The 22,333-nt window shown below is 61.0% G+C and carries 18 protein-coding genes; 8 read left to right on the forward strand and 10 right to left on the reverse strand.

Annotated elements, in window-relative coordinates:
- Nucleotides 1-307 precede the first annotated feature (307 nt).
- Nucleotides 308-3,187 carry a bifunctional [glutamate--ammonia ligase]-adenylyl-L-tyrosine phosphorylase/[glutamate--ammonia-ligase] adenylyltransferase gene (gene glnE, locus LPW13_RS18040; protein ID WP_230437383.1) on the forward strand — a complete coding sequence of 960 codons (2,880 nt, stop codon included), beginning with the start codon at nucleotides 308-310 and terminating at the stop codon, nucleotides 3,185-3,187.
- A 189-nt stretch (nucleotides 3,188-3,376) separates the two neighbouring features.
- Nucleotides 3,377-4,336 (forward strand): branched-chain amino acid transaminase, encoded by a 960-nt coding sequence (locus LPW13_RS18045; protein WP_230437384.1) that lies wholly within the window; start codon nucleotides 3,377-3,379, stop codon nucleotides 4,334-4,336.
- A gap of 85 nt (nucleotides 4,337-4,421) precedes the next feature.
- Here the strand turns inward: LPW13_RS18045 and LPW13_RS18050 are convergent, their stop codons facing one another.
- Together LPW13_RS18050 and LPW13_RS18055 are read right to left on the reverse strand one after the other, a co-directional pair.
- Nucleotides 4,422-5,771, reverse strand: coding sequence for a UDP-glucose dehydrogenase family protein (locus LPW13_RS18050; protein ID WP_230437385.1), 1,350 nt, complete (start codon nucleotides 5,769-5,771; stop codon nucleotides 4,422-4,424).
- Nucleotides 5,772-5,936: 165 nt separating this feature from the next.
- Nucleotides 5,937-6,962 carry a glycosyltransferase family protein gene (locus LPW13_RS18055; RefSeq protein ID WP_230437386.1) on the reverse strand — a complete coding sequence of 342 codons (1,026 nt, stop codon included), beginning with the start codon at nucleotides 6,960-6,962 and terminating at the stop codon, nucleotides 5,937-5,939.
- 268 nt (nucleotides 6,963-7,230) lie between these two features.
- Here LPW13_RS18055 and LPW13_RS18060 point away from each other — a divergent pair, with 268 nt between their 5' ends.
- Nucleotides 7,231-8,205, forward strand: a complete 975-nt coding sequence (locus LPW13_RS18060) for a mitochondrial fission ELM1 family protein (RefSeq protein WP_230437387.1) — start codon at nucleotides 7,231-7,233, stop codon at nucleotides 8,203-8,205.
- Nucleotides 8,189-9,280, forward strand: a complete 1,092-nt coding sequence (locus tag LPW13_RS18065; protein ID WP_230437388.1) for a glycosyltransferase — start codon at nucleotides 8,189-8,191, stop codon at nucleotides 9,278-9,280. The genes LPW13_RS18060 and LPW13_RS18065 overlap by 17 nt, the downstream gene beginning before the upstream one ends.
- On the opposite strand, the gene LPW13_RS18070 is transcribed toward LPW13_RS18065, so the two are convergent.
- The 4 genes from LPW13_RS18070 to LPW13_RS18085 all read right to left on the reverse strand — a co-directional run bounded on the left by LPW13_RS18070 (nucleotide 9,264) and on the right by LPW13_RS18085 (nucleotide 13,675).
- On the reverse strand, nucleotides 9,264-9,935 hold the full coding sequence (locus LPW13_RS18070) for a YrbL family protein (protein WP_230437389.1): 672 nt from the start codon (nucleotides 9,933-9,935) through the stop codon (nucleotides 9,264-9,266). The genes LPW13_RS18065 and LPW13_RS18070 overlap by 17 nt on opposite strands.
- Nucleotides 9,932-11,059 (reverse strand): glycosyltransferase family 4 protein, encoded by a 1,128-nt coding sequence (locus LPW13_RS18075; protein WP_230437390.1) that lies wholly within the window; start codon nucleotides 11,057-11,059, stop codon nucleotides 9,932-9,934. The genes LPW13_RS18070 and LPW13_RS18075 overlap by 4 nt, the downstream gene beginning before the upstream one ends.
- A 61-nt stretch (nucleotides 11,060-11,120) precedes the next feature.
- Complete coding sequence (locus LPW13_RS18080; protein ID WP_230437391.1) at nucleotides 11,121-12,566, reverse strand: O-antigen ligase family protein; 1,446 nt, start codon at nucleotides 12,564-12,566, stop codon at nucleotides 11,121-11,123.
- Complete coding sequence (locus LPW13_RS18085) at nucleotides 12,566-13,675, reverse strand: glycosyltransferase family 4 protein (RefSeq protein ID WP_230437392.1); 1,110 nt, start codon at nucleotides 13,673-13,675, stop codon at nucleotides 12,566-12,568. Before LPW13_RS18085 ends, LPW13_RS18080 begins: the two co-directional genes overlap by 1 nt.
- A 145-nt stretch (nucleotides 13,676-13,820) precedes the next feature.
- Between LPW13_RS18085 and waaA the strand changes: the two genes are divergently transcribed.
- Nucleotides 13,821-15,182: a lipid IV(A) 3-deoxy-D-manno-octulosonic acid transferase gene (gene waaA, locus LPW13_RS18090; protein WP_230437393.1), complete on the forward strand. Its 1,362-nt coding sequence runs from the start codon at nucleotides 13,821-13,823 to the stop codon at nucleotides 15,180-15,182.
- A 79-nt stretch (nucleotides 15,183-15,261) separates the two neighbouring features.
- Here the strand turns inward: waaA and LPW13_RS18095 are convergent, their stop codons facing one another.
- Both LPW13_RS18095 and LPW13_RS18100 read right to left on the reverse strand, forming a co-directional pair.
- A complete protein-coding gene (locus LPW13_RS18095) occupies nucleotides 15,262-16,161 on the reverse strand; it encodes a glycosyltransferase family A protein (protein ID WP_230437394.1) in 900 nt (299 codons plus the stop codon).
- Entirely contained in the window at nucleotides 16,161-16,382 is a 222-nt protein-coding gene (locus LPW13_RS18100; protein WP_230437395.1) for a glycosyltransferase family protein, read from the reverse strand. Before LPW13_RS18100 ends, LPW13_RS18095 begins: the two co-directional genes overlap by 1 nt.
- A gap of 528 nt (nucleotides 16,383-16,910) precedes the next feature.
- On the opposite strand from LPW13_RS18100, the gene LPW13_RS18105 reads away from it, so the two are divergent.
- Complete coding sequence (locus LPW13_RS18105) at nucleotides 16,911-17,675, forward strand: 3-deoxy-D-manno-octulosonic acid kinase (protein ID WP_230437396.1); 765 nt, start codon at nucleotides 16,911-16,913, stop codon at nucleotides 17,673-17,675.
- A gap of 77 nt (nucleotides 17,676-17,752) precedes the next feature.
- On the opposite strand, the gene LPW13_RS18110 is transcribed toward LPW13_RS18105, so the two are convergent.
- Both LPW13_RS18110 and LPW13_RS18115 read right to left on the reverse strand, forming a co-directional pair.
- Nucleotides 17,753-18,775 (reverse strand): NAD-dependent epimerase, encoded by a 1,023-nt coding sequence (locus LPW13_RS18110; protein WP_230437397.1) that lies wholly within the window; start codon nucleotides 18,773-18,775, stop codon nucleotides 17,753-17,755.
- A 229-nt stretch (nucleotides 18,776-19,004) separates the two neighbouring features.
- On the reverse strand, nucleotides 19,005-20,507 hold the full coding sequence (locus LPW13_RS18115) for a TolC family outer membrane protein (RefSeq protein ID WP_230437398.1): 1,503 nt from the start codon (nucleotides 20,505-20,507) through the stop codon (nucleotides 19,005-19,007).
- 473 nt (nucleotides 20,508-20,980) lie between these two features.
- Here LPW13_RS18115 and LPW13_RS18120 point away from each other — a divergent pair, with 473 nt between their 5' ends.
- Together LPW13_RS18120 and LPW13_RS18125 are read left to right on the forward strand one after the other, a co-directional pair.
- The gene (locus LPW13_RS18120) at nucleotides 20,981-21,670 is read left to right on the forward strand and encodes a paraquat-inducible protein A (RefSeq protein WP_230437399.1); all 690 of its coding nucleotides are present in this window, start codon (nucleotides 20,981-20,983) and stop codon (nucleotides 21,668-21,670) included.
- 143 nt (nucleotides 21,671-21,813) lie between these two features.
- On the forward strand, nucleotides 21,814-22,314 hold the full coding sequence (locus LPW13_RS18125) for a paraquat-inducible protein A (protein ID WP_230437400.1): 501 nt from the start codon (nucleotides 21,814-21,816) through the stop codon (nucleotides 22,312-22,314).
- Nucleotides 22,315-22,333: the final 19 nt, after the last annotated feature.

Here is a 22,333-nt window from a genome sequence, read left to right on the forward strand (position 1 = left end):
GCGAGATGGGCAGGTAGATTGGAACGCGTCGAATGGAGCGACGGCAGGAAGCCGCGGCCTGGGGGTGTTGAGAATGGGTTGAGTAATCAGTCGAAATAATCATTGCTTGTAAGGCGGTCCGGGCCGCAATCAAAACAAATTTCAGACGAAAGATCCGCTGGTGGTTATCGTCGCTTAGATAGGGCCGTGGGGGGAAAGTTCAAGGGGTGGGGGATTTCGGGATGAGGATGCACGCGACTGCCGGTGTACACTTGGCTTCCGCGTTCTTTAAACTGTTTTCGTCGCACAATTGCTTATGGAGTCGCCAATGTCCTGGATGGAACACTGCCCTGAACAGCACCAGCCTCTGCTCGCCCAGCGCTGGAATGACTGGTGTGATGCGGTGGGGGTGGATGTGGTGGCTCCGGTGGCGTCGCAACTGGATGATGAGCGGCGCGCCCGGATTCTGGCGCGGGCGTTTGTGGGCTCGGCGTTTTTTGTGCGCCAGTGCAGTCGTTATCCGACGTTGCTGGCCGGGTTACTGGCGCATGATGACTGCGGGCTGGCAGTACCGGATATCGGGAATTTTGCCACCGAGGAGCAATTGGAGCAGGCGCTGCGGGTTTTGCGCAACCGCGTGAATGCGGAGGTGATCTGGCGGGACTTTGCCGGCCAGTGGGATATTCCTACCGCCTGTGCGCGGCTTACCGAGCTGGCGGAAGTCTGTATTCAGTCCGCGCTGGACTGGCACCGGGCGAAAATGGTGGAGCGCCATGGGGAGCCGCGCAGTAGCGAGGGGCATATCCAGCCGATGGTGGTGCTGGGGATGGGCAAGCTGGGCGCGCGGGAGCTGAACCTGTCTTCCGATATCGATCTGATTTTCGCCTACCCCGAGCCGGGACAATCCGATGGGGACCAGTATGAAGGTAAAAAATCCCTGGAGAACCAGGCGTATTTCCAGCGCCTGGGGCAGCGGCTGATCAAGTCTCTGGACGCGGTTACCGCGGACGGTTTTGTGTTCCGCGTGGATATGCGTCTGCGCCCCTACGGCGACAGCGGTCCGCTGGTGAGCCACTATGCGGCGCTGGAAGATTACTACCAGACCCAGGGCCGCGAGTGGGAGCGCTATGCGATGATCAAGGCGCGCCCGGTGGCCGCCTCCGGCGAGGGGGCGGCCGCGGCTTCGGAAGAGTTGATGGAGATGCTGCGCCCGTTTACCTACCGTCGCTATATCGATTTCAGTGTGATCGAATCGCTGCGGGAAATGAAAACCCTGATCCAGCGCCAGGTGCGTGCGCGGGGGCTGATCGACAATATCAAGCTGGGGCGCGGCGGTATCCGCGAGGTGGAGTTTATCGCCCAGGCGTTTCAGTTGATCCGCGGCGGGCGCGAGCCGGACCTGCGGGTGCGCAATATTCTGAAAGTATTGCCGCTGCTGGAGGAAGGCGGACATCTGCCCGCGGGAAGTACCGACCAGCTGGGTGACGCCTACCTGCTGCTGCGCCGCGTTGAGCACGGCCTGCAGGCGGAGCGCGATCAGCAGACCCAGACCCTGCCGCCGGAACCGGAGCGGCGGGAACAACTGGCCTTTGCTCTGGGTTATGAAAGCTGGAATCAGTTGGAGGATGCGCTGGTAAAAGCCCGCGGTTTTATCGAGCGGGAATTCGACGAGGTGATCGCGCCGCCGGAAGAGAGTGGTGAGATTACCGTCAGCGACACTTGGGAAATGCTCTGGGCCGGTTGCGAGATGGTGGAAGATCGCGATAACTGGCTGGAGCATCTGCACAATGCGGGTTTCCAGCCCGCCGCCAAGGCGCTCGAATTGCTCACCGAGTTGCACGGCGATCGCATTGTCACTGCGCTGCCGGTGGCCGGTCGTCAGCGCCTGGATCAGACCATGCCGCTGCTGCTGGCGGCCGCTTCCGAGGTGAGTGAGCCTTCACTGGCGCTGGAGCGGGTGATGCCGCTGCTGCGCGCCATCCTGCGTCGCAGTGCCTACCTGGTGCTGATCAATGAAAATCCACCGGTATTGAATCAACTGCTGCGCCTGTGCAGCGCGTCGCCCTGGATCGCCGAACAACTGGCGCGCCATCCGATCCTGCTGGACGAAATGCTCGACCAGCGCCGTCTGCTGCAGCCGTCTACCGCCCGGGACATCGCCGACGAACTGCGTGAGGAAATGCTGCGAGTGGACCCGGAAGATCTGGAAGCCCAGATGGAGGCCCTGCGACATTTCAAGCAGGGGCAGAGCCTGCGCACCGCCGCTCAGGAGGTGACCGGGGCCCTGCCGCTGATGAAGGTGAGCGACTCCCTTACCTGGCTCGCGGAAGCCATTCTGCAACAGTCACTAACCCTGGCCTGGCAACAGGTCACGCAGAAGCACGGCACACCGAAAGGCGCGAGTGTGGAAGACATGCGCTTCTCCATCGTCGCCTACGGCAAGCTGGGGGGGCTGGAGTTGGGGCACGGTTCCGATCTGGATATTGTTTTCGTGCACGATGCGGAACCCCAGCAGACCACCGACGGCGAGCGCGCCATCGACAACCTGAGTTTTTACACCCGCCTAGCCCAGCGCCTGATTCATATTCTGCAGACGCGCACGTTGAGCGGACCTTTGTACGAAGTGGATACACGCCTGCGCCCTTCGGGAAATTCCGGGCTGCTGGTGACGTCTCTTACCGCCTTTGAAAAGTACCAGCGCGAAAGTGCCTGGACCTGGGAACACCAGGCGCTGGTGCGCACCCGCCCCGTCGCGGGCAGTGAGCGTCTCGGATCGGCGTTCGAATCCTTGCGGAACAAGTTGTTGGGGGCCGAGCGCGACGAGCAGAAATTGCGTGAAGATGTGGTTGCGATGCGCAATAAGATGCGTGCGCACCTCGATAAGAGCAATGATCGACAATTCGATCTCAAGCAGGGCCCGGGCGGTATTGTCGATATCGAATTTATGGTTCAATATGCTGTATTGGCCTGGGCGCATCGCGCTCCTTCAATCCTGCGGTACACCGACAATATCCGCATTCTTGAAAGCCTCACCGAGGCAGGCCTGATGCCGGCCCACCAAGCCGCGCATTTGATCGACGCCTACAAAGCCTACCGATCAGAAGGTCATCGCCTGGCATTACAACAGCAGCCGGGGGTTGTATCCGGTGACCAATTCGAAGCGGAAAGAAAGACCGTTGAAACAACTTGGCAGCAGATTCTGGGCTGAACCGCCACCACGGGTGATGGTTGCCCCATTGACGTTCCGCTGCCCGCTAAACTGTTTTTCACCTGGCTCTGTGCTGTAGGAGCCAGCCTGCTGGCGAACTGAATCGATCCTCGCGCTTTCCTTCGGGCTCGACCTCCCTCCCCAGGCATGCTCCTACAGGCGTTAATAGATTTCTTGTAGGAGTTACCCATGTCTTTTGCCGATAGAGACGGCGTTATCTGGTTTGATGGTGAGTTGGTTCCCTGGCGCGATGCGCGGGTCCACGTGCTTACCCACACCCTGCACTACGGAATGGGCGTATTCGAAGGCGTACGCGCTTATCAAACAGCCGATGGTGGCACCAGCATCTTCCGCCTGAACGAACATACCCGTCGCCTGTTCCGTTCCGCCAAGATCATGAACATGCCCATGCCATTTGATCAGGAGCAGCTCAATGAAGCGCAGCGCCTGGTGGTACGTGAGAATGGCCTGGAAGAAGCCTACCTGCGGCCGATGGTATTTTACGGATCCGAAGGCATGGGCCTGCGCGCCGACGCCCTGCAGGCCCACGTGATCGTCGCCGCTTGGGAATGGCCCAGCTACATGTCCCCGGAAGCCCGAGAGCTGGGGATCAAGGTCAACACCTCGTCCTACACCCGCCACCATGTGAACATCTCCATGTGCAAGGCGAAGGCCAACGGCAACTACATCAACTCCATGCTGGCGTTGCAGGAAGCCATCCGCAACGGTTGTGAAGAAGCGTTGCTGCTGGATCCGGAAGGCTATGTGGCCGAGGGCAGTGGCGAGAACTTCTTCCTGGTCAGCGACGGTGTGATCTACACCCCGGAACTCACTTCCTGTCTCGACGGTATCACCCGCGCCTCGGTGATTCAGTTGGCTAACGAGTGTGGTTACAAGGTGGTGGAGAAGCGTATCACCCGCGACGAGGTGTATATTGCCGACGAAGCCTTCTTCACCGGCACAGCCGCGGAAGTATTGCCGATTCGCATGCTCGACGGCCGCACCATCGGCGCGGGCCGCCGCGGCCCCATCACCAAGCGTTTGCAGCAGCTGTACTTCGATGTGGTGCAGGGCAAGAGCCAGGCGCATTTGGGTTGGCTGAGCGACGTGCGGGAAAACTGCGAGGATGTCCGGGCAGCTTCTGCCTGATTCCGGTTTTCACACAAATAAAAAGGGCGACTACCGAAAGGCAGTCGCCCTTTTTAATGGGTTTGCAATTTAGTGGGCTTGCCTATCAGGAAGCTTTGGTTGGTGCCTGTTGTGGGCGGCCCACGCAGTAGTATTCAAATCCTGCTTCCGCCATATCCAGCGGGTGGTAGAGATTGCGGCCATCGAATACCAGCGGGTCTTTCAGGTTACTGCGCACCATCTCGAAATCCAGGGTCTTGAACTGCTGCCACTCGGTCGCAACGATCAGTGCATCCGCACCAGACAGCGCACTGTCGCGGGTACCACAGAGTTGCAGGTCGTCACGGTTGCCGTAAATGCGCTCGCACTCCTGCATCGCTTCCGGATCAAACGCGCGTACCTTGGCACCCATCTGCCACAGGTTTTCCATCAGCACCCGGCTCGGTGCCTCGCGCATGTCGTCCGTATTCGGTTTGAACGCCAAACCCCAGAGGGCAAACGTCTTGCCGGAAAGGTCCGGGCCGTAGCGGTGGACAATTTTGTCCAGCAGGTAATGTTTCTGGCTGTGGTTGCGGCTCTCCACCGCGTTCAGGATCTCCGGTTCCAGTCCCAACTGCGCAGCTGTGGTTTTCAAGGCCTGCACGTCTTTCGGGAAACAGGAGCCACCGTAGCCGATGCCGGGATAAATAAAGTGGTAGCCGATACGCGGGTCGGAGCCGATACCCTGGCGCACGGATTCGATATCCGCGCCCACTTTATCGGCAATTACCGACATTTCGTTCATAAAGCTGATCTTGGTGGCGAGCATACAGTTGGCGGCGTACTTGGCCAGCTCCGCACTGCGCACATCCATCACGATCACCTTGTCGTGATTGCGATTAAACGGTGCGTACAGCTGGCGCATCTTCTGCTCGGAAGCATTTTCTGAAGTACCGATGATGATGCGATCGGGCTTCATGCAGTCCGCCACGGCGGAACCTTCCTTGAGGAATTCCGGATTGGAAATCACATCGAATTCCAGGTGCAGGGCATCCCGCGCAGCGAGGGCACGGGTCACTTCTTCGCGTACCTTATCCGCGGTGCCTACCGGTACTGTCGACTTGTTGATGATGTACTTTTTGTCATCCATGTGCTCGGCGATGGTGCGGGCCACGGTGAGTACGTAGCGCAGGTCCGCGGAGCCATCTTCGTCCGGTGGGGTGCCGACGGCGATAAAGATCAGCTCGCCGTGGGCGATGCCTTCGGGGGCATTGGTGGAGAAGGTCAGGTTGCCGGACTCGTTATTACGCTTGACCAGTGGCTCCAGCCCCGGCTCGAAAATCGGGATATGTCCCTGTCTCAGGCGCTCGATCTTGTGCTCGTCGATATCAATACAGGCTACCCGGTGGCCGGCCTCTGCCAGTACCGCGGCCTGTACCAGCCCTACATAACCGGTGCCGAATACGGTGACATTCATGCTTTTTCTCTGTCTCTAACGGAGTTCGTGTTTCACCCGGCTCTTGATTCAACCGGTGCGATAAAAATTTACGGGCCACTGACTTTCGGACCACTATAGTACGCAATTGATACGGGCATGTGGCAATGGATTTGTCCGAGAGATTGAACCCATCAGCGTCAGCCCTCAGCGATGCCACACATAGTCGTGGCTGAATGACTGGCCGCTGGCCGCCTCCACAATGTACTGGGCGTACAGGGTATTGTTGATCTCGCGGTGGAAAAACGCACGGCATCTGCCCGCCCAGTGACGGCGCATGGCGTCGTCGTGGTGAAAGGTCTGAATCTGGCGGGCGAGGCTGTCGTCGCTGTCGAAATAGGCCAGGGTTTCCGCGGGCATAAAATCGTCAAAGCGCGCGGCGGCGTGGGTGAATACCAGCAGGCCGTTGCCCGCCATCTGCGCAATCCGCGCAGACGAATACCATTGATAGCCTTCCTGACGGTTGAGGTTCAGGCCCATTTTGCTCGCGGCCAGTTTGCGCTCGTAGGTGCGCCCCCACAGGGTGGGCTGGTCCCGCATGCCGGGGGTATGGAAGCGGAAGTCTGCCGGTAGTTGTGACTGCAATTGTTCTACCAGCTGGCCGCGCTCGGTGTGCTGCTGGGATTTGCTGCAGAACAGCAGGTCGGTTTCCAGCTGCGGATCATCCGCGGCCAGGGCGCTCACATCGGCGGTCTCGACCGCCGGATCTACCGGGTTGGGCATATGCCACAGCCGTGCGCGGCTGCCGGTAAATTCCTGTAAATCGTTTGCGCCGGTGGAGACAAACATGGCGTCGGCGATCTCGCAGCGCTTCTTGATATTGGCGGCGTTGCGGGGGACGAACAGCGGATCGTTGTTGCAGGCGGCGAGGATGATCTGCGGATGGCGACGGCGGATCTCGGCGAAGGTTGCATTTTCGATCAGGTCGCAGTGGCCGAAGATCAGCATGTCCGGGTCGAACGCTTCGCAGGTTTGCAACAGGCGCTGATTGGTTTTTTTACCCCCCAGCTCGCGGATTCCCAGCGGCGCTTCAAACGCGGCCACGTCGCGATCGCTGAAGGCCAGCACATTGTGGCCGGCACGCACCAGGCCGGTATACAGCTTCAGCGCCCAACTGACCCGCAGGTGGCCGTATTTGCGTTGTTGGTGATTGTCGACGTGGATAATGCGCATGGATTAGACCGAAGGTGCGATCTGCGAGGCAGGGCAGCAGAGGTAGAGGATTAGGAGACGGCATTATACTGGGCGCCGAGAGGGCGTTCCAACTTAGTGGTATGACAGCAGTCACGATCGTGACTTTGAGCCAGGCTGCGGAGAAACAGGGCGCGCGGGTTCAGTCTGAAGGGCGGCTGGGGTAGCATGCCGCAGGTATTTCTGGCCGCGTATGCTGTGGATGGAGAGGCAATACAGTGACCGATGTTGTGACCGAGAGGACATTTTTTTGCTGATTATCTGGCGTTTTCTGGACGGCAATCTCGCCCATGAGAAACAGAGTGCGGCGCTCGTCAGTGGCTTGCGCAGCTGTCTCGGCGAGGATGCGATTGACTGCCGTGACCTGGATTGCAGTGAAATCGTGATCCCCTTATGGGGTGCGATGTCTGCGGCCCTCGAACAGCTGCCCCGCCCGCACCTGATTATCGGCGCGGGCCACCGCTGCCACTGGCCGATGCTGCGGGCCAAGCGGCATTTCGGTGGTCGCAGTGTAGTGATCATGCAGCCCAGTCTGCCCCTGTCGTGGTTCGATTTCGCTATCATCCCCGAGCACGACCGGCCGCCGCCGCTGGAGAATGTCATCCTGACCCAGGGCGCCCTGAGTGAGCCCCTGCCACAGACGCGGACCGAGCCCTGTCGAGGCCTGCTGCTGTTCGGCGGCCCCAGCAAGCATTTCCACTGGGATGCGCAGGCAGTCAGTGCAGCTGCGGACCGATTGCTGCAGCTGCCGCTGCAGTGGCAGGTCTCGGACAGTCGCCGCACTCCGGAGGGCACCTTGGCCCAGTGTGCCGACAGCGGCGCGGAGCTCTGGGAGTGGCAGGACTGTCCCCCCGGCTGGCTGGCGGAGCAGATGGCTCGCGCGGGACAGATCTGGGTGAGTGCAGATAGCGTATCGATGATCTTCGAGGCCCTGCAGAGTCGCGCCCGGGTCGGCATCATTCCCCTGCCCAGCCGACGTCCGGCGAACAAAGTACGCGGCGCGGTACAGCGTCTGTTGGATCAGGGGATAGTGACGGGCTGTGTTGACGACGCCACCCGCGATTGGACGCCGCGTACTCCGTTTAATCAGCAGATCATCTGTGCCCAGGCGTTGCTGCGTCGTTGCGGGATCGATTTTGCAGACTCTGTCAAAAGCAGTGATACAGACGGTGACCGAACAATAGACCAGCAAGATGCGGACGCCTCCCATGTCCCCGAGCAATAACGTCTCACCCTCGCCATCCGTAACGCGGGCTCCGTCGCGACTCTGCCACCTGTTTACCAGTCAGGAAACCGGCGGTCTGGAAAAGCATGTGCTGGAGCAGTGTTGCTGGCAGGCGATCAATACCGATGCCAGAGTGTCTGTCATTGCGCATCCGCGCTACCGGGGCATGTTCCCGGATACCGTCGAGTTTCTTCCGCTGAATACCGATCGCAGTCGTCGCAGCCTGTGGCTCAATCTGGCGCTGCTGCGGTTGATGCGTCGGCATCGGTTTGACGTGATCCACGCCCACGGCGGCAAGCCCGCCGATCTGATGAAAAACCTGCAGCGATTTCTCTCTGCGCAGGTTGTCATTACCCGACACAATACCCCCAATCCCAAGGACAAGGTCGCGCGTCAATTCGCACACCGGATCGCGGTCAGTGAGCGCGCGGTGGCGGGCTCCGAGCTGCCGTGGACAATAATCCCCAACGGCACTGCGCTGCCTGAGCCCACAGAGACACCTTTTGAAGTGCCGGAACCGGGAAAGCCTGCGGTGATTTCCGTGGCGCGTCTGGTGCCGGCGAAAGGCATCGATACCTTGCTGCGCGCCTGGGCGCGTGCCGAGGTGGGCGATGCGGTGCTCTACCTGCTGGGAGAGGGCCCACAGCGCAGCGAACTGGAAGCCCTGGCGGCGGAACTGAAGCTGGGGGACAGTGTGCAGTTTGTCGGTTATCAGGCGTCGGTGGCGGATTGGTACCGGGCTGCGGATCTGGTGGTGATCGCCTCCCGTTACGAGGGGGGGCCCTATACCGTGGCCGAGGCATTACTGGCGGGTACGCCGGTGGTGTCCACCGATGTGGGCTATGTGGCGGAAAACATTCCCGCCCAGTACCTGGTGGACGTGGAGGATATCCAGACCCTGGCGGTGCGGCTGACCGCGGCTCTGGGGGATCTGGAGCTGCTGCGGGATGCCTACAGTCCCTATGTGGCTCGCGCGCGTTCGCGCCTGACCCTGGATACCATGGCCGGGGAGACCTGGCGGGTGTATTGTCACGCCCTGGGCGGAAGTGATAAGACGGTCAGCGTCGACGGCTGAGCTTCTCCGCCTGCTTCCAGGTCAGGCTGCGATCGGAAACCTCCCACTGCACCCGCGCCCACATACGCTGGATCCGGCGCTCGATATAGCGTCGTCGAGAACCCGCGAATAGCTCCACCAGGGGTAGGAAGGCGGCGCTGCCGAGACCGTCGATCAGGTACAGGGATGGCGAACCGTCGCGCTCGCGGATCACCAGGTTATGGGGCAGCAGGTTTTTGGTCAGTACGCCCGTGTGGCGCAGCCAATCGGCAAAGGAATCGAGCGCCGCGCGAATGGCATCGTCCAGGCCGTGGGTGGTGAGATAGGCTTCCAGCGTCATTGCCGGTGCGCCGCGTTCATCCAGAATCAACTCCGAGACCGCGCCGGGTCCCTCGCTGGTCTCCACCATGCCATACCAGCGCGGCAGGTGTTGCCATACCGGGCTTGCAGCATCCGCCTCGCGTAGTACCCTCTGCCCATAGCCCTCCATTTCCCGCGCATTGTCATCGAAGCGCGCGTCGCTCATCCATGCCTTGTACCAAGCGGCGCGCCGGCGCAGCTGTTCGATACGCCCGGGCAGCATGACTTTTACACAGCGGTCCGCAAATGCCGGATGTACGTAGCAGTGGCGGTTACCGCCGCTGGCGAAGGGTTGTCGTCGGCTGAGATCAATCACGGGCGTTTCTTCTCCGCCAGCAGCCGGCGGTACAGGGCCATGGTCTTTTCCGCCTGGTGGGCGAGGGTGAACTCCGGGGCCAGCTCCGGGCGGACGGGGCTGTCGAGCAGTTGCCGGGTTTTATCCCGCAGCTGTGCGGCGTTGCCATTTTCCACCAGACCCTCGGCAAAACAGATTTGCAGGGATTCCGCCGGGCCACCGATATCGTAGCCGATCACCGGTGTGCCCACGGCGCAGGCCTCGATCACCGTGCGCCCGAACGGCTCCGGTTTCCTGGACAGGTTGTACACCAGAGTTGCCTGACGGTACCAGTGGCGGACATCGCTGCGCTGGCCGACGAAGCTGATATGTTCGGTGACACCGAGCTTGGCGGCAAGTGCTTGCAGCTCCTCGGCAAAGTGTTCCTTGTTTTTCTCCGCCCCGCCGAGGATTACACCGTGAAAGCGGTTGCCGGCATCCGGGTTGGTTTTTACCAGTTCGGCAATCAGGTGGATAAAGTCTTCCTGTCCTTTCCAGCGGGTCAGTCGCGCCGGTAGCAGCAGCCATTTTTTTCCGGTGAGCGCGGGAAATTCCGCGCATACGCCATTGAGCCAGTTTTCCGGCAGTGGCGTGTTTGTGTTGAACTCTTCGGTATCCACGCCGCGGTAGATGATTTCCGGTTCCGCCTGCAGATAGCGCGCATAGTTTTGCTGCAGGTAATCTTTCACACAGCGGGAAATGGCGATGGTCTGTTCACTGCGGGCCATGATCGCGCTGTAGCGATTGATGGAGTAGAGCCCGTGGGCGGTGCTCACCAGGCGCGGCCGCGTGTGCGGATCCAGCTTGCGCCACGCCAGCCAGGTGAGCCACGCCGGTACCCGTGAACGTACATGCAGAATATCCGGCTGCAGTTCGCGAATGAGTTTTCGCAGGGGGCGCACCTGGGCGAGGCTGGTGAGTGATTTTCTGTGCACCGCGCGGAGGATGTGGGTACTGCCTTCCAGTGCCAGCTGTTCCACCAGTCTGCCGCCACTGGAGATGACGATGGACTCGTGACCGTCTTTTACGAGTGCCCGCGCCAGATCCAGAGTGCCGCGTTCGACACCGCCGGAGTTGAGTGCGGGCAATAACTGGACGATTTTCACGGTGCGTGCGTTCCTTGTGTCTATTCCTGAGCGCAGCTGATATCAGGGGGCGGGTTGTTGGCTATTGTTGTTTCATGATGCCTTCAGCCTGGCGGCGTTTTGCGGCCCACAGTTGGGTGAGAAGCCCGCCGCCCACAATCGCCAGCACCAGCTTGCCGCTGTCGAAAAACAGGTAGGACTCAAAGCCGTTGATCACCGCAAAGAAAGTGGCGAAGGAGAACGCAAACAGCACGTCGCTGCCGCGCATCAGTCCCGCACGGTAAAAACGCAGCGCGCGGGACAGCAGCCAGTACACCAGCGCCGCCAGCAATATCAGCCCCAACAGGCCGAAGTTTACCAGCAGGTCCAGATAAGTGCTGTGCAAGTGGCCGAAGCGCGCGCGGATATCCTGTGGCAGATTCTGGGAGTGATCGAAGATCAGGCTGCGGCCGTTGCCGCCCCAGCCGATGAGGGGGCGCTGCTGGATCCACTTCAGGGCTTCCACCCAGGTATGAATGCGGGTGCCGGTACTGGAATACGGAATGCTCTTCAGCTCTCCCTGTTGCAGCAGTGTGAGGGTCTGCCGCTCATCCTGCAGCCGGTGCTCCACCATGGTGCCAAACAGGCTGAAACCCAGTACGAGGGCAAAGACGGTAGTGATCGCCGTGCCGGCTACGATGATACGGCGTCGGCTGTGGAACCGGCTGTGCAAAGTGACGATCCCGGCTACCGCCAATACCAGCAGTCCGGTGATGAGGCCGAGCCAGACACCGCGGGTCTGGGTGAGCAGGATCGCGGTCAACGAGAATGCCAGCGTAACGATCCAGGCGGCGCGGATTGACCAGTTGGCGGGTGCCGACAGAGAGGGACGACGGCGCAGGATGCGCGGGGCAAAGGCCAGCAGGCCAAGTGCTGCGGTGCCGTACAGCATGGCGGTGTGCTGGGCGTTGTGCAGGCCGAAGTCGATCCGGGTGCCGGTAAGGCCCTGCTCCCATTCCGCGAGGCCGCCGCCGGCAACCCAGGGCGCCAGCAGCAGGCCCGCGAGCGCAACGCCCCACAATGCGTACGCGTTGCGCGAGCGCCCGCCGAGAATAACCGCGACCGGAATCATCGCGAACCAGGCGGTCAACCTGTGTACCTTGAAGGAGGATTCCGCCCAGTCCGGATGCAGCAGCCAGGAGCCGATCCAGGATACCAGCGCCACGCCAATTGCGGCCACCGCAAGCCACACAATGGTGGAGTGGCGCAGGGACACGCCCTGCACCGGGCCGCCGTAGATGCCCAGCATCACCAGGCCGAGCAGGTAGGCGAGCTGCGCGAACTTGTCGGCATCCTCGACACCAATACCGAAAAAACTGTAGACCAGCAGTGCGATGACGGCGGTCAGTTGCAGCCACACCTTTGGCTGCATCAGAACGTTGTCCTGCCACCAGGGTTGAGTCCAGGCGGGCAGGGTGTGGAGCGCATCCGAAGGTGAAGAAGGTTCTGCCGCGGTGCTGGCGGTGGCGGTTGGTGTGTCGGTTTTCATTATGTGTACTTTTTTAAATGTGCGCCGTAGTGCGAGCGCACTTTCTCGGCGACGTGTCGCCAGGTAAATTCCGAGTCAACCATCTGTATCGCCTGCTCGCCCATATCGCGGCACCGTTGCGGCTGGGCGAGCAGTTGTTCAATGGCCTGTTGCAGTTCGTCGGATGACTCCGGCGTGACCAGTAAACCGTTTTTGCCGTGCCGGACAATATACGGAATGCCGCCGACGTCGGAGCCGATCACCGGTAGCCCGCAGGCCATGGCTTCGAGCCCGGCAATGCTGGTGGCCTCCATCAGTGACGGCAATGCGCTGGCATCCGCGGCGCGATAGATACGCGGCATTTCCCGGTTGTCCACGCTGCCCAGTAAATGCGCATGGCCGGACTGGACCTTGCGCAGCAGGATCTGCTGGATATCCGCATACTCACTGCCCTCGCCGGCAATGACCAGATGCAATCGCGGGTCGTCGATAGCTGCCACCGCGCGGGCGAGATGGCGGACGCCTTTGACCGGTTCCAGCCGACAGGCGATGGCGATCACGAAGGCATCGGCGGGGATGTGCAGTTGCGAACGGAGATCCGAAGGGCCGGGGCTGAAAAGTCGGTTGTCCACGCCGTTGGGGATAAAGGTCACCGGCCCCGCATAACCGATAACCCGCGTCTTGTCCGCAAGGATTTCGCTGGGCGTCAGCACCTCGGCAACGTGTTGCAGCTGTCGGCACATCTTGCGCCGGGTTTTGCGGCTGCCGTCGGCGCGGCGCACAAACGAAGAGGTGTGGTTGGTGAAGAGAACCGGCACATTCAGCCGGGCGGTGGCCTTCAGTGGTCGCATGCCGTGTACGTGAATCAGTTGGAAACCTTCCGCACGGATCAGCTGTCGGAGCCTTCGCCGCAGCAGCCAGTCGTACAACAGGTGATTGTCCGGTAGTGCCAGTCGTTCCACCTCGATGCCGTCACTGGTTTCCCGGGCGGGTACGGACTTGTCCCGGTGGCGGCAGAGCACGCGCACCCGGTGCCCCAGCTGCACCAGCGCTCGCGACAATTCATACACATGGGTCTGCACGCCGCCCACACCGGGGGGGAATTCATTACTGACCATAAGTATGTTCATTGCGGGACTCGGATACTGCAAAATCGATGGGGTGCGCTGCACCGGCAAGGTGCGGATAATAAGGTAGAATGCTACCAAACACGGGGTGCGATGCCACGGTATTTGTGCCCGGACGATTTGCCAATAGGGGCCCGTTTTCGATTTGATGCGCTTTATCTACACGTGGCTGTTACGCCTCTCCCTGCCTCTGATGTTGCTCCACCTCTGGTGGCGCGGGCGCTCGGACCCGGCGTACCGCAAACGCTGGAGCGAGCGCTTCGGGCGGGTACCCACCAGAGAGGGGACGCCTCGCCGCCGCTGGCGCGAACGCCTGGGGCGGGTGCCGCCGCGGGAGAGCCGCGCGCCGCTGATCTGGATTCACTCGGTGTCGGTGGGTGAGACCCTCGCTGCCGTACCGCTGATTGAGGCGTTGTCCGCCCGTCACAGTGACTGGCAATGGCTGGTCACCACTACCACGCCCACCGGATCCCAGCGGGTACACGATGCGCTGGAGCCGGTACTGAATGGCCGCCTGCTGCACTATTACCTGCCGTTTGACCTGCCGGAATGCCTGCGGCCGTTTATCGACGCGCTGCGGCCGAATATCCTGGTGTGCATGGAAACCGAGCTGTGGCCGAACCTGCTGTCACTCTGTGTCAGTCAGGGGATGCCCACGGTGCTGGCCAATGCGCGCCTGAGTGACAAGTCGGCCAAGGGCTATGCCCACTTTCCCAATATCAGCCGCGCGATGATGAGTGACCTCACCCGGGTGGTCGCTCAATATCAGGCGGATGCCGACCGCTTCGTCGCACTGGGCGTGCCGCGGGAGCGGGTGGTGGTCACCGGAAATATCAAGTTCGATCTCTCCATCGACACCGGCCAGGTCAGCGATGCCCAGGCGCTGTCGCACCAATGGCGCGGTGCTGCCCTGAGACCGGTATGGCTCGCGGCGAGTACCCACGAAGGGGAAGACGCACAGGTGTTGGATGCTTTCACCCGGTTGCGGGAGGAGTTTCCGGAGCTGTTGCTGGTGCTGGTGCCGCGCCACCCGCAACGCTTTGACAGCGTTGCGCGCCTGTGTCGCGATCAGGGTCTGCGGACGCTGCGGCGCAGCGATGGAGGGGTACCCGGCGCGGATGTTCAGGTGCTGCTGGGGGATACCATGGGCGAATTGCTGCGTTTCTATGGCGCCTGCGATGTGGCGTTTGTGGGTGGCAGCCTGGTGCCGATCGGTGGGCACAACATGATCGAGCCTGCGGCCTGGGGAGTGCCGGTAGTGTGCGGTCCGCATCTGTACAATTTTGACACCGTATCCCGTCTGTTGCTGGATGCGGAAGCCATGGCGGTGGTCGAAGATGCCGACCAGTTGGCGCAGCAGGTGGGCGAATGGCTGCGCCACGAGGGCGAACGGCTGGCGACCGGCGCCCGCGGGCGCGAGGTGGCGGCCCACAACAGCGGTGCACTGGCGCGCACCGTGTCCGAAATAGAGGTGTTGATGCGCGCGGAGCGCCCGCTGTCAGTGTGTTGATGGCAGCCGGCAGGCCATTTCGCTTGAAGCGATCTCAAGCCATCTCTCTATTAAATCGCGCTACCCGTTTCTCCGGGGTTTAGTGCTTTGACGTCGCCTTGCGCACGCTGCTGCGAATCTGGGTGTTCAGCTTGCTGCCGGTGTAGCGTCCCTTGCTCACATGGCGGATGCGGTAAACGCCGGGGATATCCAGCGGTACACCCCGGGATTCCAGCAGCCAGCGGAAGGCGCGATCCTCATACGCCTTGCACCAGCGCTCAGCGGGTTTCTGGTAGTAGCGCAGGCTGTCACAGTAACCCACCGCGCGCACCACATCGCCGTGGGCGATCTGCAGCGGTCCGGTAGCCCTGTCTCTTTCCTGTTCCACAAAGCGCGAGTCGTCGATATCGATAGCGCGCAGATCTTTCGGGTCAAAGTTCAGCATTGGATCGTCGTCTGCCAGCAGCGAGGTGATGCGCTCCTTGTCAGGGAAGACCAGTGCGTCGCGACGCCCCTGCAACGCGTCGGCGAGATTGTCCAGACAGCCCTTGCGGAACATCAGGTCGCAGTCGGTGAACCATACCCAGTCCGCCTTGCTGGCGAGCGCCGCGTGGTTGCGGCCGATGGCGCGGCGGTACAGGGACTCTTTCGGCAGTTCGCGCCAGTTCCAGGTAATCCCTGGCACTTCCTGCTTGCCGAAGAAGTCCAGCACTGCCTGGGTGCGGGTATCCTCGCAGTTGTAGTACACGGTCATGGTCACGGTGGCTTTCTGTGGTGGGTAGAGCACCAGAGAGCTCAGTTGATAAATCAGAAAGTGTGAGTACTGCCAGCAGTGACTGACGATTTCGATATCCAGTACGCCGGTTTTGGCGGTGCGCTCGGACTCCGGCGGCAGCCCCTTCTGAAACCAGGTTGCGGGCACCGCGCCGCTGGCGGCGATGCGCAGGAAGCGGCCGACAATGGGATCGGACCAGTGTTTGTAATTGGTGGAATCGGTCATCACAAGGCTCGCGATAAATAGAGAAAACGGGGGCGCGGTTTGACGCCAGCGTTGATCTGGCGCACGCCGAACTCGCGGTCGAGCCCGCCCCAGGCCATGGGCTCATCCAACCCGTTTACCCTGAGAATGTCGGTCTTCCACGCGGAAGCATCGGAACCCTTGAGCACCTTTCCCAGCCAGCCGGGGGCGAGGTAGGTGAACATGATGACGGACAGGTTCATGGGTTTCCGGAGGATCATAAGATAGCGACAGGGTCTCGGTGATTGTGCGGGGCTGGGGTTCGGGGCCCGGGAGCATATACCATCGGATAAGGTAATGTGAACTCTGTGTTGAACCCTGTGAATGGGCCATTCGCGGCCTCGCCCGCTGTCTGAACCTGCGCTTCTTAACGCGTCGCTGTGACTTTTGCCGGTTGCGTCTCTCGCTTCCAGTGGAGACTCAACCTCCGGTACTCGTTTCCGGTCCCGGTCCCGGTCTCCGGTAGAGGAGCCCTGTTCACAGTTCTGGTATCCTGTGGCAAGTTCTGACCCCTTGTTCTGTTAATCGCGGACGACAAGGGGGCGGTACGGTAGCGGTACCGCAGTGTGTGTTGTAAATAAAATAACAGATTAAACTGATTTTCCGGCTCCGGGGAGAAGTAACGAGAGCGGGAAAGGTTGAAGGTTCAGGGGAGGGGGAGGTGTCTGCAGAAATTTACTCAGGTTTTCATTCGGGGTTTTACGCAGATTTGGCGACAGAGGTAAGCGGCCGTGCGCTACCGACAGATTAAAGTCAGTGGAGCCTCCGTCCTCTTCGACAGCGAGCTGATCGGGGAAGACTGCGAACAGCTGTTTGACCTCGACTGGCTTGCCGCGCATAGCCAGGGTGCCCGGCTGGAGCGTGGCAAGGCGGTGATGTTCCGCTATCGCGACCGCGACATGGTGTTCAAGCAATATCACCGCGGTGGTCTCGTGCGGCATGTGGCGCAGAGGGCCTATCTGTACAGCCGCCTGCGCAACACCCGTATGTGGCGGGAGTTCCGGGTTCTGAGCCGAATGCGGGAGATGGGATTGCCGGTACCGCGTCCGGTGGCTGCGCGCTGTGTCAGCGTGCCACCACTGGTGTACCGGGGTGCGTTGATTACCGAGCGGATTGCAAATGCGCGGACAGTGGCCGACCTGCTCACGCAGCGTCGCCTCACCAATGACGAGTGGCAACAGCTCGGCACCCTGATTGCGCGTTTTCATCTCAAAGGGGTCTATCACGCAGATCTGAATGCTAACAATATTATGCTGGACGACAGCGGTCGCTTTTATCTGATTGATTTCGACAAGGGCGAAATCCGCGAAGATCTGGCGCGGCGGGATGCGGATGCCAATGTGGCGCGCTTGCAGCGCTCACTGCTCAAGCTGCGCCGCAAGCTACCGGTTTTCCATTACGCAGATGAAGACTGGCCGCTGTTGGAGGATGCGTATCGCAAAGCGGTGGCTGCCGCCGGTGGTAAACTGGGGAGCCGGGTGGCCGAGCAGGTGTAATGCTTTGCCGCCCCTTATTTATCGGTTGCTCTGTTTTACCGATTCTTCAGTTTTTCCTTAAACTATTGCACCTGCAATCACACCCGATAGTACGCCCGGTACCATTGCACAAACTTGCCCACACCGTCTTTCACGCTGGTGCCGGGGCGGTAGTTGACCGCTTCCTGTAACAGCGCGGTATCCGCGTGGGTATCGGGGATATCGCCTTTCTGCATTGGCAGCAGCTCGCGCTCTGCCCTGATTCCCAGAGCGCCCTCTAGCGCGTCGATATAGTCACTGAGCTGCGCCGGGTCGCCATTACCGATGTTGAACAGACGGTAGGGGGCGTTACTGGTGGCGGGGTTGGGGGTGTCGCTGTTCCATTGCGGATCGGCCTCGGCAATCTGGTCACTGGCGCGGATTACACCGGTAACGATGTCGTCGATATAAGTAAAGTCGCGACTGTGGTGGCCGTGATTGAACACCGGGATCGGCTTGCCTTCCAGCATCAGGCGGGTGAACTTGAACAGCGCCATGTCCGGGCGTCCCCAGGGGCCATACACAGTAAAGAAGCGCAGGCCGGTAGTGGGCAGGCGGAACAGGTGGCTGTAGCTGTGGGCCATGAGTTCATTGGCGCGCTTGGTGGCGGCGTAGAACTGCAGTGGGTGGTCAGCGCTGTGATTCTCGCTGAATGGCATGTGGGTATTGCCACCATACACGCTGCTGGTGCTGGCGTACGTCAGGTGTGGTGTTTGCCCGTGGCGACAGGCCTCCAGCAGATTGGCAAACCCCACCAGGTTGCTGGACACGTAGCATTCCGGCTGTTCGATGGAGTGGCGCACCCCGGCCTGGGCGGCGAGGTGGATCACCCGGTCAAAAGTGTGGTTGGCAAAACAGGCATCGAGGAAGGCGCGGTCGGCAATATCCCCGCGCAGGAACGTGTAGTCCGCCCCCTGCTCATTGGCAAAGCGCGACAGTTCCTGCAGGCGGTCTTCCTTCAGGCTGGTTTCGTAGTAGTCGTTGACGTTGTCCAGGCCGACCACACTGTCGCCCCGGGCCAGTAATGCACGGGCAACGTGATAACCGATAAATCCTGCGCTGCCTGTGACCAGACATTTCATTCTGCACCTCAATTGGCGGTCGCGACCTCGACGAGGTGTCGGGCGCGGTTTCGGCGTAGGCGCACGCGAAACGCGGGCCCAGTCCATCATTATATCTGCAGGGAATCTTGCGCCGAAGGGCGTATCCCCCAGTTCTGACGAACGTTCAGACAAAAAAGAGGCCGGCACTATACAGTGCCGGCCTCTTTTTTTCCTCTCTGCCGATGGCAGCGACGAGGAGTGGGAAGGCTTACTTGGTCACCGGCAGGGCGCCGGCTTCTGCCACCCGGGTGACTGCCGCAGCGGCATTGAGGCTGCTGTCGAGATCCTGCAGATCCTTGGGCGCCAGCAGGCCGGATGCCTGCTTCAGGCTCAGGGTGTTGAGAATGTAGTCGTACAGCGAGTTGGCGTAGTCGGTCTGGGATTGGGCCAGGGTGCGCTGGGCGAGCAACACGTCGACGATATTCCGCGTGCCGACCTCATAGCCGGCCTGGGTGGCGTCGAGGGCGCTCTTGGCGGAAATCACTGCCTGTTCGCGCGCTTCTACACGGGACGCATCCGTGGTTACCGCGCGGTGCAGGGTGCGGGTGCTCTGGATGGTGTTGCGCTCGGTCAGATTGCGGATGTCCTCAGACTGAAATGCGAGATTGCGCGCTTCGCGACGGCTGGCGCTCAGGCGTCCGCCGGTATAGAGGGGCATCTCGACGGTAATCGCGGCGATTTTGGTTTCGGAGGTTTCGTCGATCGGCGTCTCGCTGCCAAAGGGTTCGTCGAAGATGGGGAATCTGGTTCTGCGCGAACTGTCTCCGTCGCGGTATCCCTTCTCGTAGGCCAGAGAGCCATAAACCGTAGGCAGGTGTTCTGCCGCCGCGGCGCGGGCGCTGTAGCGGGACGCGTCCGCGCCCAAGCGCGCGGCCTTGAGGGCGTAGTTATTGGCCAGGGCAAACTCAACCCAGGCGGCGCGGTCGGCAGGCACTGGCGGCACTACGGTAAAGCCCTTCTCCAGCGGCGCCACCACATCGTAGTGCTTGCCGGTGAGGACGGACAGTGCATCAAAGTTGCTCAGCAGGTCGTCCTGTGCGGTGAGGCGGCGGGCGCGGGCGCTGTCATACGCGGAGCGGGAATCGTAAACATCGGTAATTGCAGTGAGACCGACTTCGAAGCGCTGCTGGGTCTGTTCCAACTGTTTGGCCAGGGCCTCTTCTTCCGCGCGGGCGGCGGCGAGCACATCATTGGCACGCAGTACGTCAAAGTAAGCGCTGGCAACGCGGATCATCATGTCCTGCTGATCGGCGCTGAACTCGGCCGCAGCCTGTTCGCTGACCTTCTTGCCCTGTTTGTATCCGAACCAGGCCGTCATATCGAACAGCGCCTGGTCCAGCCGTGCACCGTAACCGTGGCTGTCGATATCGCTGTCGCTGCTGGCGTTACCGTTGATCAGTTCGCTTTGCGCACACAACTGGGTGCCATCGGGGCAGGTCTGGACAACCGAGTCCGATTCGGTGCGGGTTCGGGTGTAGTCGGCACTGGCGTTGATCTGCGGCAGCAGGGCAGCGCGGCCCAGGTTCTCGGCTTCCAGCCCCGCGCGGTAGGCGGCGCGGTCGGCGGCCAGTTGCGGGTCGTTATCCAGAGCCTGCAGGTAGACTTCCCACAGAGTGTCCGCCTGGGCCTGTATGGCGCCAAGGCCCAGTACAGCGGCGGCGAGCAGAGTTTTGAGCGGGCGCAGGCTGCGCCGGTTTGCACTTCTTGTCATTACGGTCAAATTCCTGTGACGGCTACGGTCTTCAAGTGTTCGGCATCCGCCTTGGTCTCCGGAGCATCCGGAGTTGGCGGTTAGGTGCCACGTTTTCCTGTAAACCTTTCGTGTAAACCATTGTTGTTTAAATCACGGTGCCAGTCTGTTTTGCTGCTCTGGTGGCGTGCTGGCTTGGCCCGGTTTTCGTTATCGAGGTCTCACCGGCTGCGATGTCCGATGGAAACCCTTTGAGGGCCTGCGGTCGCGAGAGTGTACCCGCCGTGGGCGGGAGCGTCGAGGCGACGGTCGCGGCATTATGGTATATCTTCGTTAAACTGACGCGAATGTGCGTTTAGTAGCGATTGTGTGCCGCGAGCGGTTCAGGCTCCTGAACCCGAGACGCGCCGACGGGTCTATCTGGATGCACTGGCACATCGGTTAGTACGAAGTAGCCTTATCGGGCGGGTTGTTGATTGAGAGGATTCGAACACATGCAGGTGCCGCAAACCCCGGGGCAGAGCTCGCACAATCAGTGGATGCGCGCCTGTCACCAGTGTGACCTGCTACTGACCCGCGCACTGGCGCCGTTGGGACAGAAGCTGATATGTCCGCGCTGCGGTGCCACCCTGCATCGCAATATGGCCCGCAGCATTGCCCATACCGCAGCGCTGAGTGTGAGCGGCGTACTGTTGTTTATCCCCACGGCCACCTTGCCGCTGCTGGAGTTCTCGCTGTTTTCATTCGGGGCCGAGAACACCCTGATGAACGGGGTGCAGTCGCTGTTTGCCGCAGGCTATATCTGGCTTGCCAGCCTGGTGCTTTTCTGCAGTGTGGTTGCCCCATTGGGCAAATTCCTGTTGCTCATATTTGTGTGCTGGGGAAGTGCTTACCAGCGGCTGCAGCGGCTGGTTGCCGCGGCTTTGCGCTGGTACGAGCACCTGCAGGAGTGGGGCATGCTGGATGTATATATGCTCGGTATCCTGGTGGCATTGGTGAAAATGTCGGATCTCGGCAAAATGAGCGTCGAGCCGGGGCTGTACTGTTTTGTGGCGATGATGGTGGTGGCCAGTGCGGTAACGGTCGCGTTTGATCCGGAGGCGGTGTGGGCGCGCATGGCACGTCGCCGCGAAAATGCCGGTGCCGGAAATCCGGGCACCCCGGACCTGGAGGACGCGTCTTGAATTCACGCCCTGCCCGCGCCCGGTCTGAAGGATTCTGGACCTGCCTGTGCTGCCAGCAGCTGTTAAAGTCTCCGGTTGGCGCGGCTGGTTGCCGCTGCCCCCGCTGCGGCGCCAGAGTGCACGACCGGATTGAGCGGAGCCTGATGTTGACTTGGGCACTGACGATCACCGGGGCACTGCTGTTGATCCCGGCCAATGTGCTGCCGGTGATGACGGTAATCTACCTGGGATCCGGGGAGCCCAGCACCATAATCGGCGGTGCGCTGGAGTTGTACCACAGCGGGATGTGGGGCATTGCTCTGATTGTATTTGTAGCCAGCATTGCGGTGCCAGTGATGAAATTGGTGGGGCTGATCATGTTGTGCCTGATCGTGCAGTGGCGCTTGAATGTATCGCCGCGTCAGGCCATGCGGGTCTATCGGGTGGTGAGTGGGATCGGTCGCTGGTCGCTGCTGGATCTGTTTATGATTTCCATTCTGGTGGCGCTGGTGGATATGGGCGCAATAGCCGAAGTCAATGCAGGAGTCGGCAGTACCGCCTTTGCCACCGTGGTGGTAGTGACCATGTTCGCGGTGCGGACGTTTGATCCGCGCCTGGTGTGGGATGCCTACGAGACCCGGGTGCGCGCGACGAGCGCAGAATAAGATGAGTCAGGGAGACTGG

The sequence above is a fragment of the Microbulbifer celer genome (genome assembly GCF_020991125.1).
Classification (GTDB): domain Bacteria; phylum Pseudomonadota; class Gammaproteobacteria; order Pseudomonadales; family Cellvibrionaceae; genus Microbulbifer; species Microbulbifer celer.

Excerpts from the sequence above, each read along its gene's own strand:
- waaA (WP_230437393.1), top strand. The coding sequence starts at position 13,821 with ATGCGCTTTATCTACACGTGGCTGTTACGCCTCTCCCTGCCTCTGATG.
- LPW13_RS18125 (WP_230437400.1), top strand. The coding sequence starts at position 21,814 with ATGTTGACTTGGGCACTGACGATCACCGGGGCACTGCTGTTGATCCCG.
- LPW13_RS18065 (WP_230437388.1), top strand. The coding sequence starts at position 8,189 with ATGTCCCCGAGCAATAACGTCTCACCCTCGCCATCCGTAACGCGGGCT.
- glnE (WP_230437383.1), top strand. The coding sequence starts at position 308 with ATGTCCTGGATGGAACACTGCCCTGAACAGCACCAGCCTCTGCTCGCC.
- LPW13_RS18100 (WP_230437395.1), bottom strand. The coding sequence starts at position 16,382 with ATGAACCTGTCCGTCATCATGTTCACCTACCTCGCCCCCGGCTGGCTG.
- LPW13_RS18055 (WP_230437386.1), bottom strand. The coding sequence starts at position 6,962 with ATGCGCATTATCCACGTCGACAATCACCAACAACGCAAATACGGCCAC.
- LPW13_RS18120 (WP_230437399.1), top strand. The coding sequence starts at position 20,981 with ATGCAGGTGCCGCAAACCCCGGGGCAGAGCTCGCACAATCAGTGGATG.
- LPW13_RS18085 (WP_230437392.1), bottom strand. The coding sequence starts at position 13,675 with ATGAACATACTTATGGTCAGTAATGAATTCCCCCCCGGTGTGGGCGGC.
- LPW13_RS18050 (WP_230437385.1), bottom strand. The coding sequence starts at position 5,771 with ATGAATGTCACCGTATTCGGCACCGGTTATGTAGGGCTGGTACAGGCC.
- LPW13_RS18110 (WP_230437397.1), bottom strand. The coding sequence starts at position 18,775 with ATGAAATGTCTGGTCACAGGCAGCGCAGGATTTATCGGTTATCACGTT.
- LPW13_RS18115 (WP_230437398.1), bottom strand. The coding sequence starts at position 20,507 with ATGACAAGAAGTGCAAACCGGCGCAGCCTGCGCCCGCTCAAAACTCTG.
- LPW13_RS18080 (WP_230437391.1), bottom strand. The coding sequence starts at position 12,566 with ATGAAAACCGACACACCAACCGCCACCGCCAGCACCGCGGCAGAACCT.
- LPW13_RS18045 (WP_230437384.1), top strand. The coding sequence starts at position 3,377 with ATGTCTTTTGCCGATAGAGACGGCGTTATCTGGTTTGATGGTGAGTTG.
- LPW13_RS18095 (WP_230437394.1), bottom strand. The coding sequence starts at position 16,161 with ATGACCGATTCCACCAATTACAAACACTGGTCCGATCCCATTGTCGGC.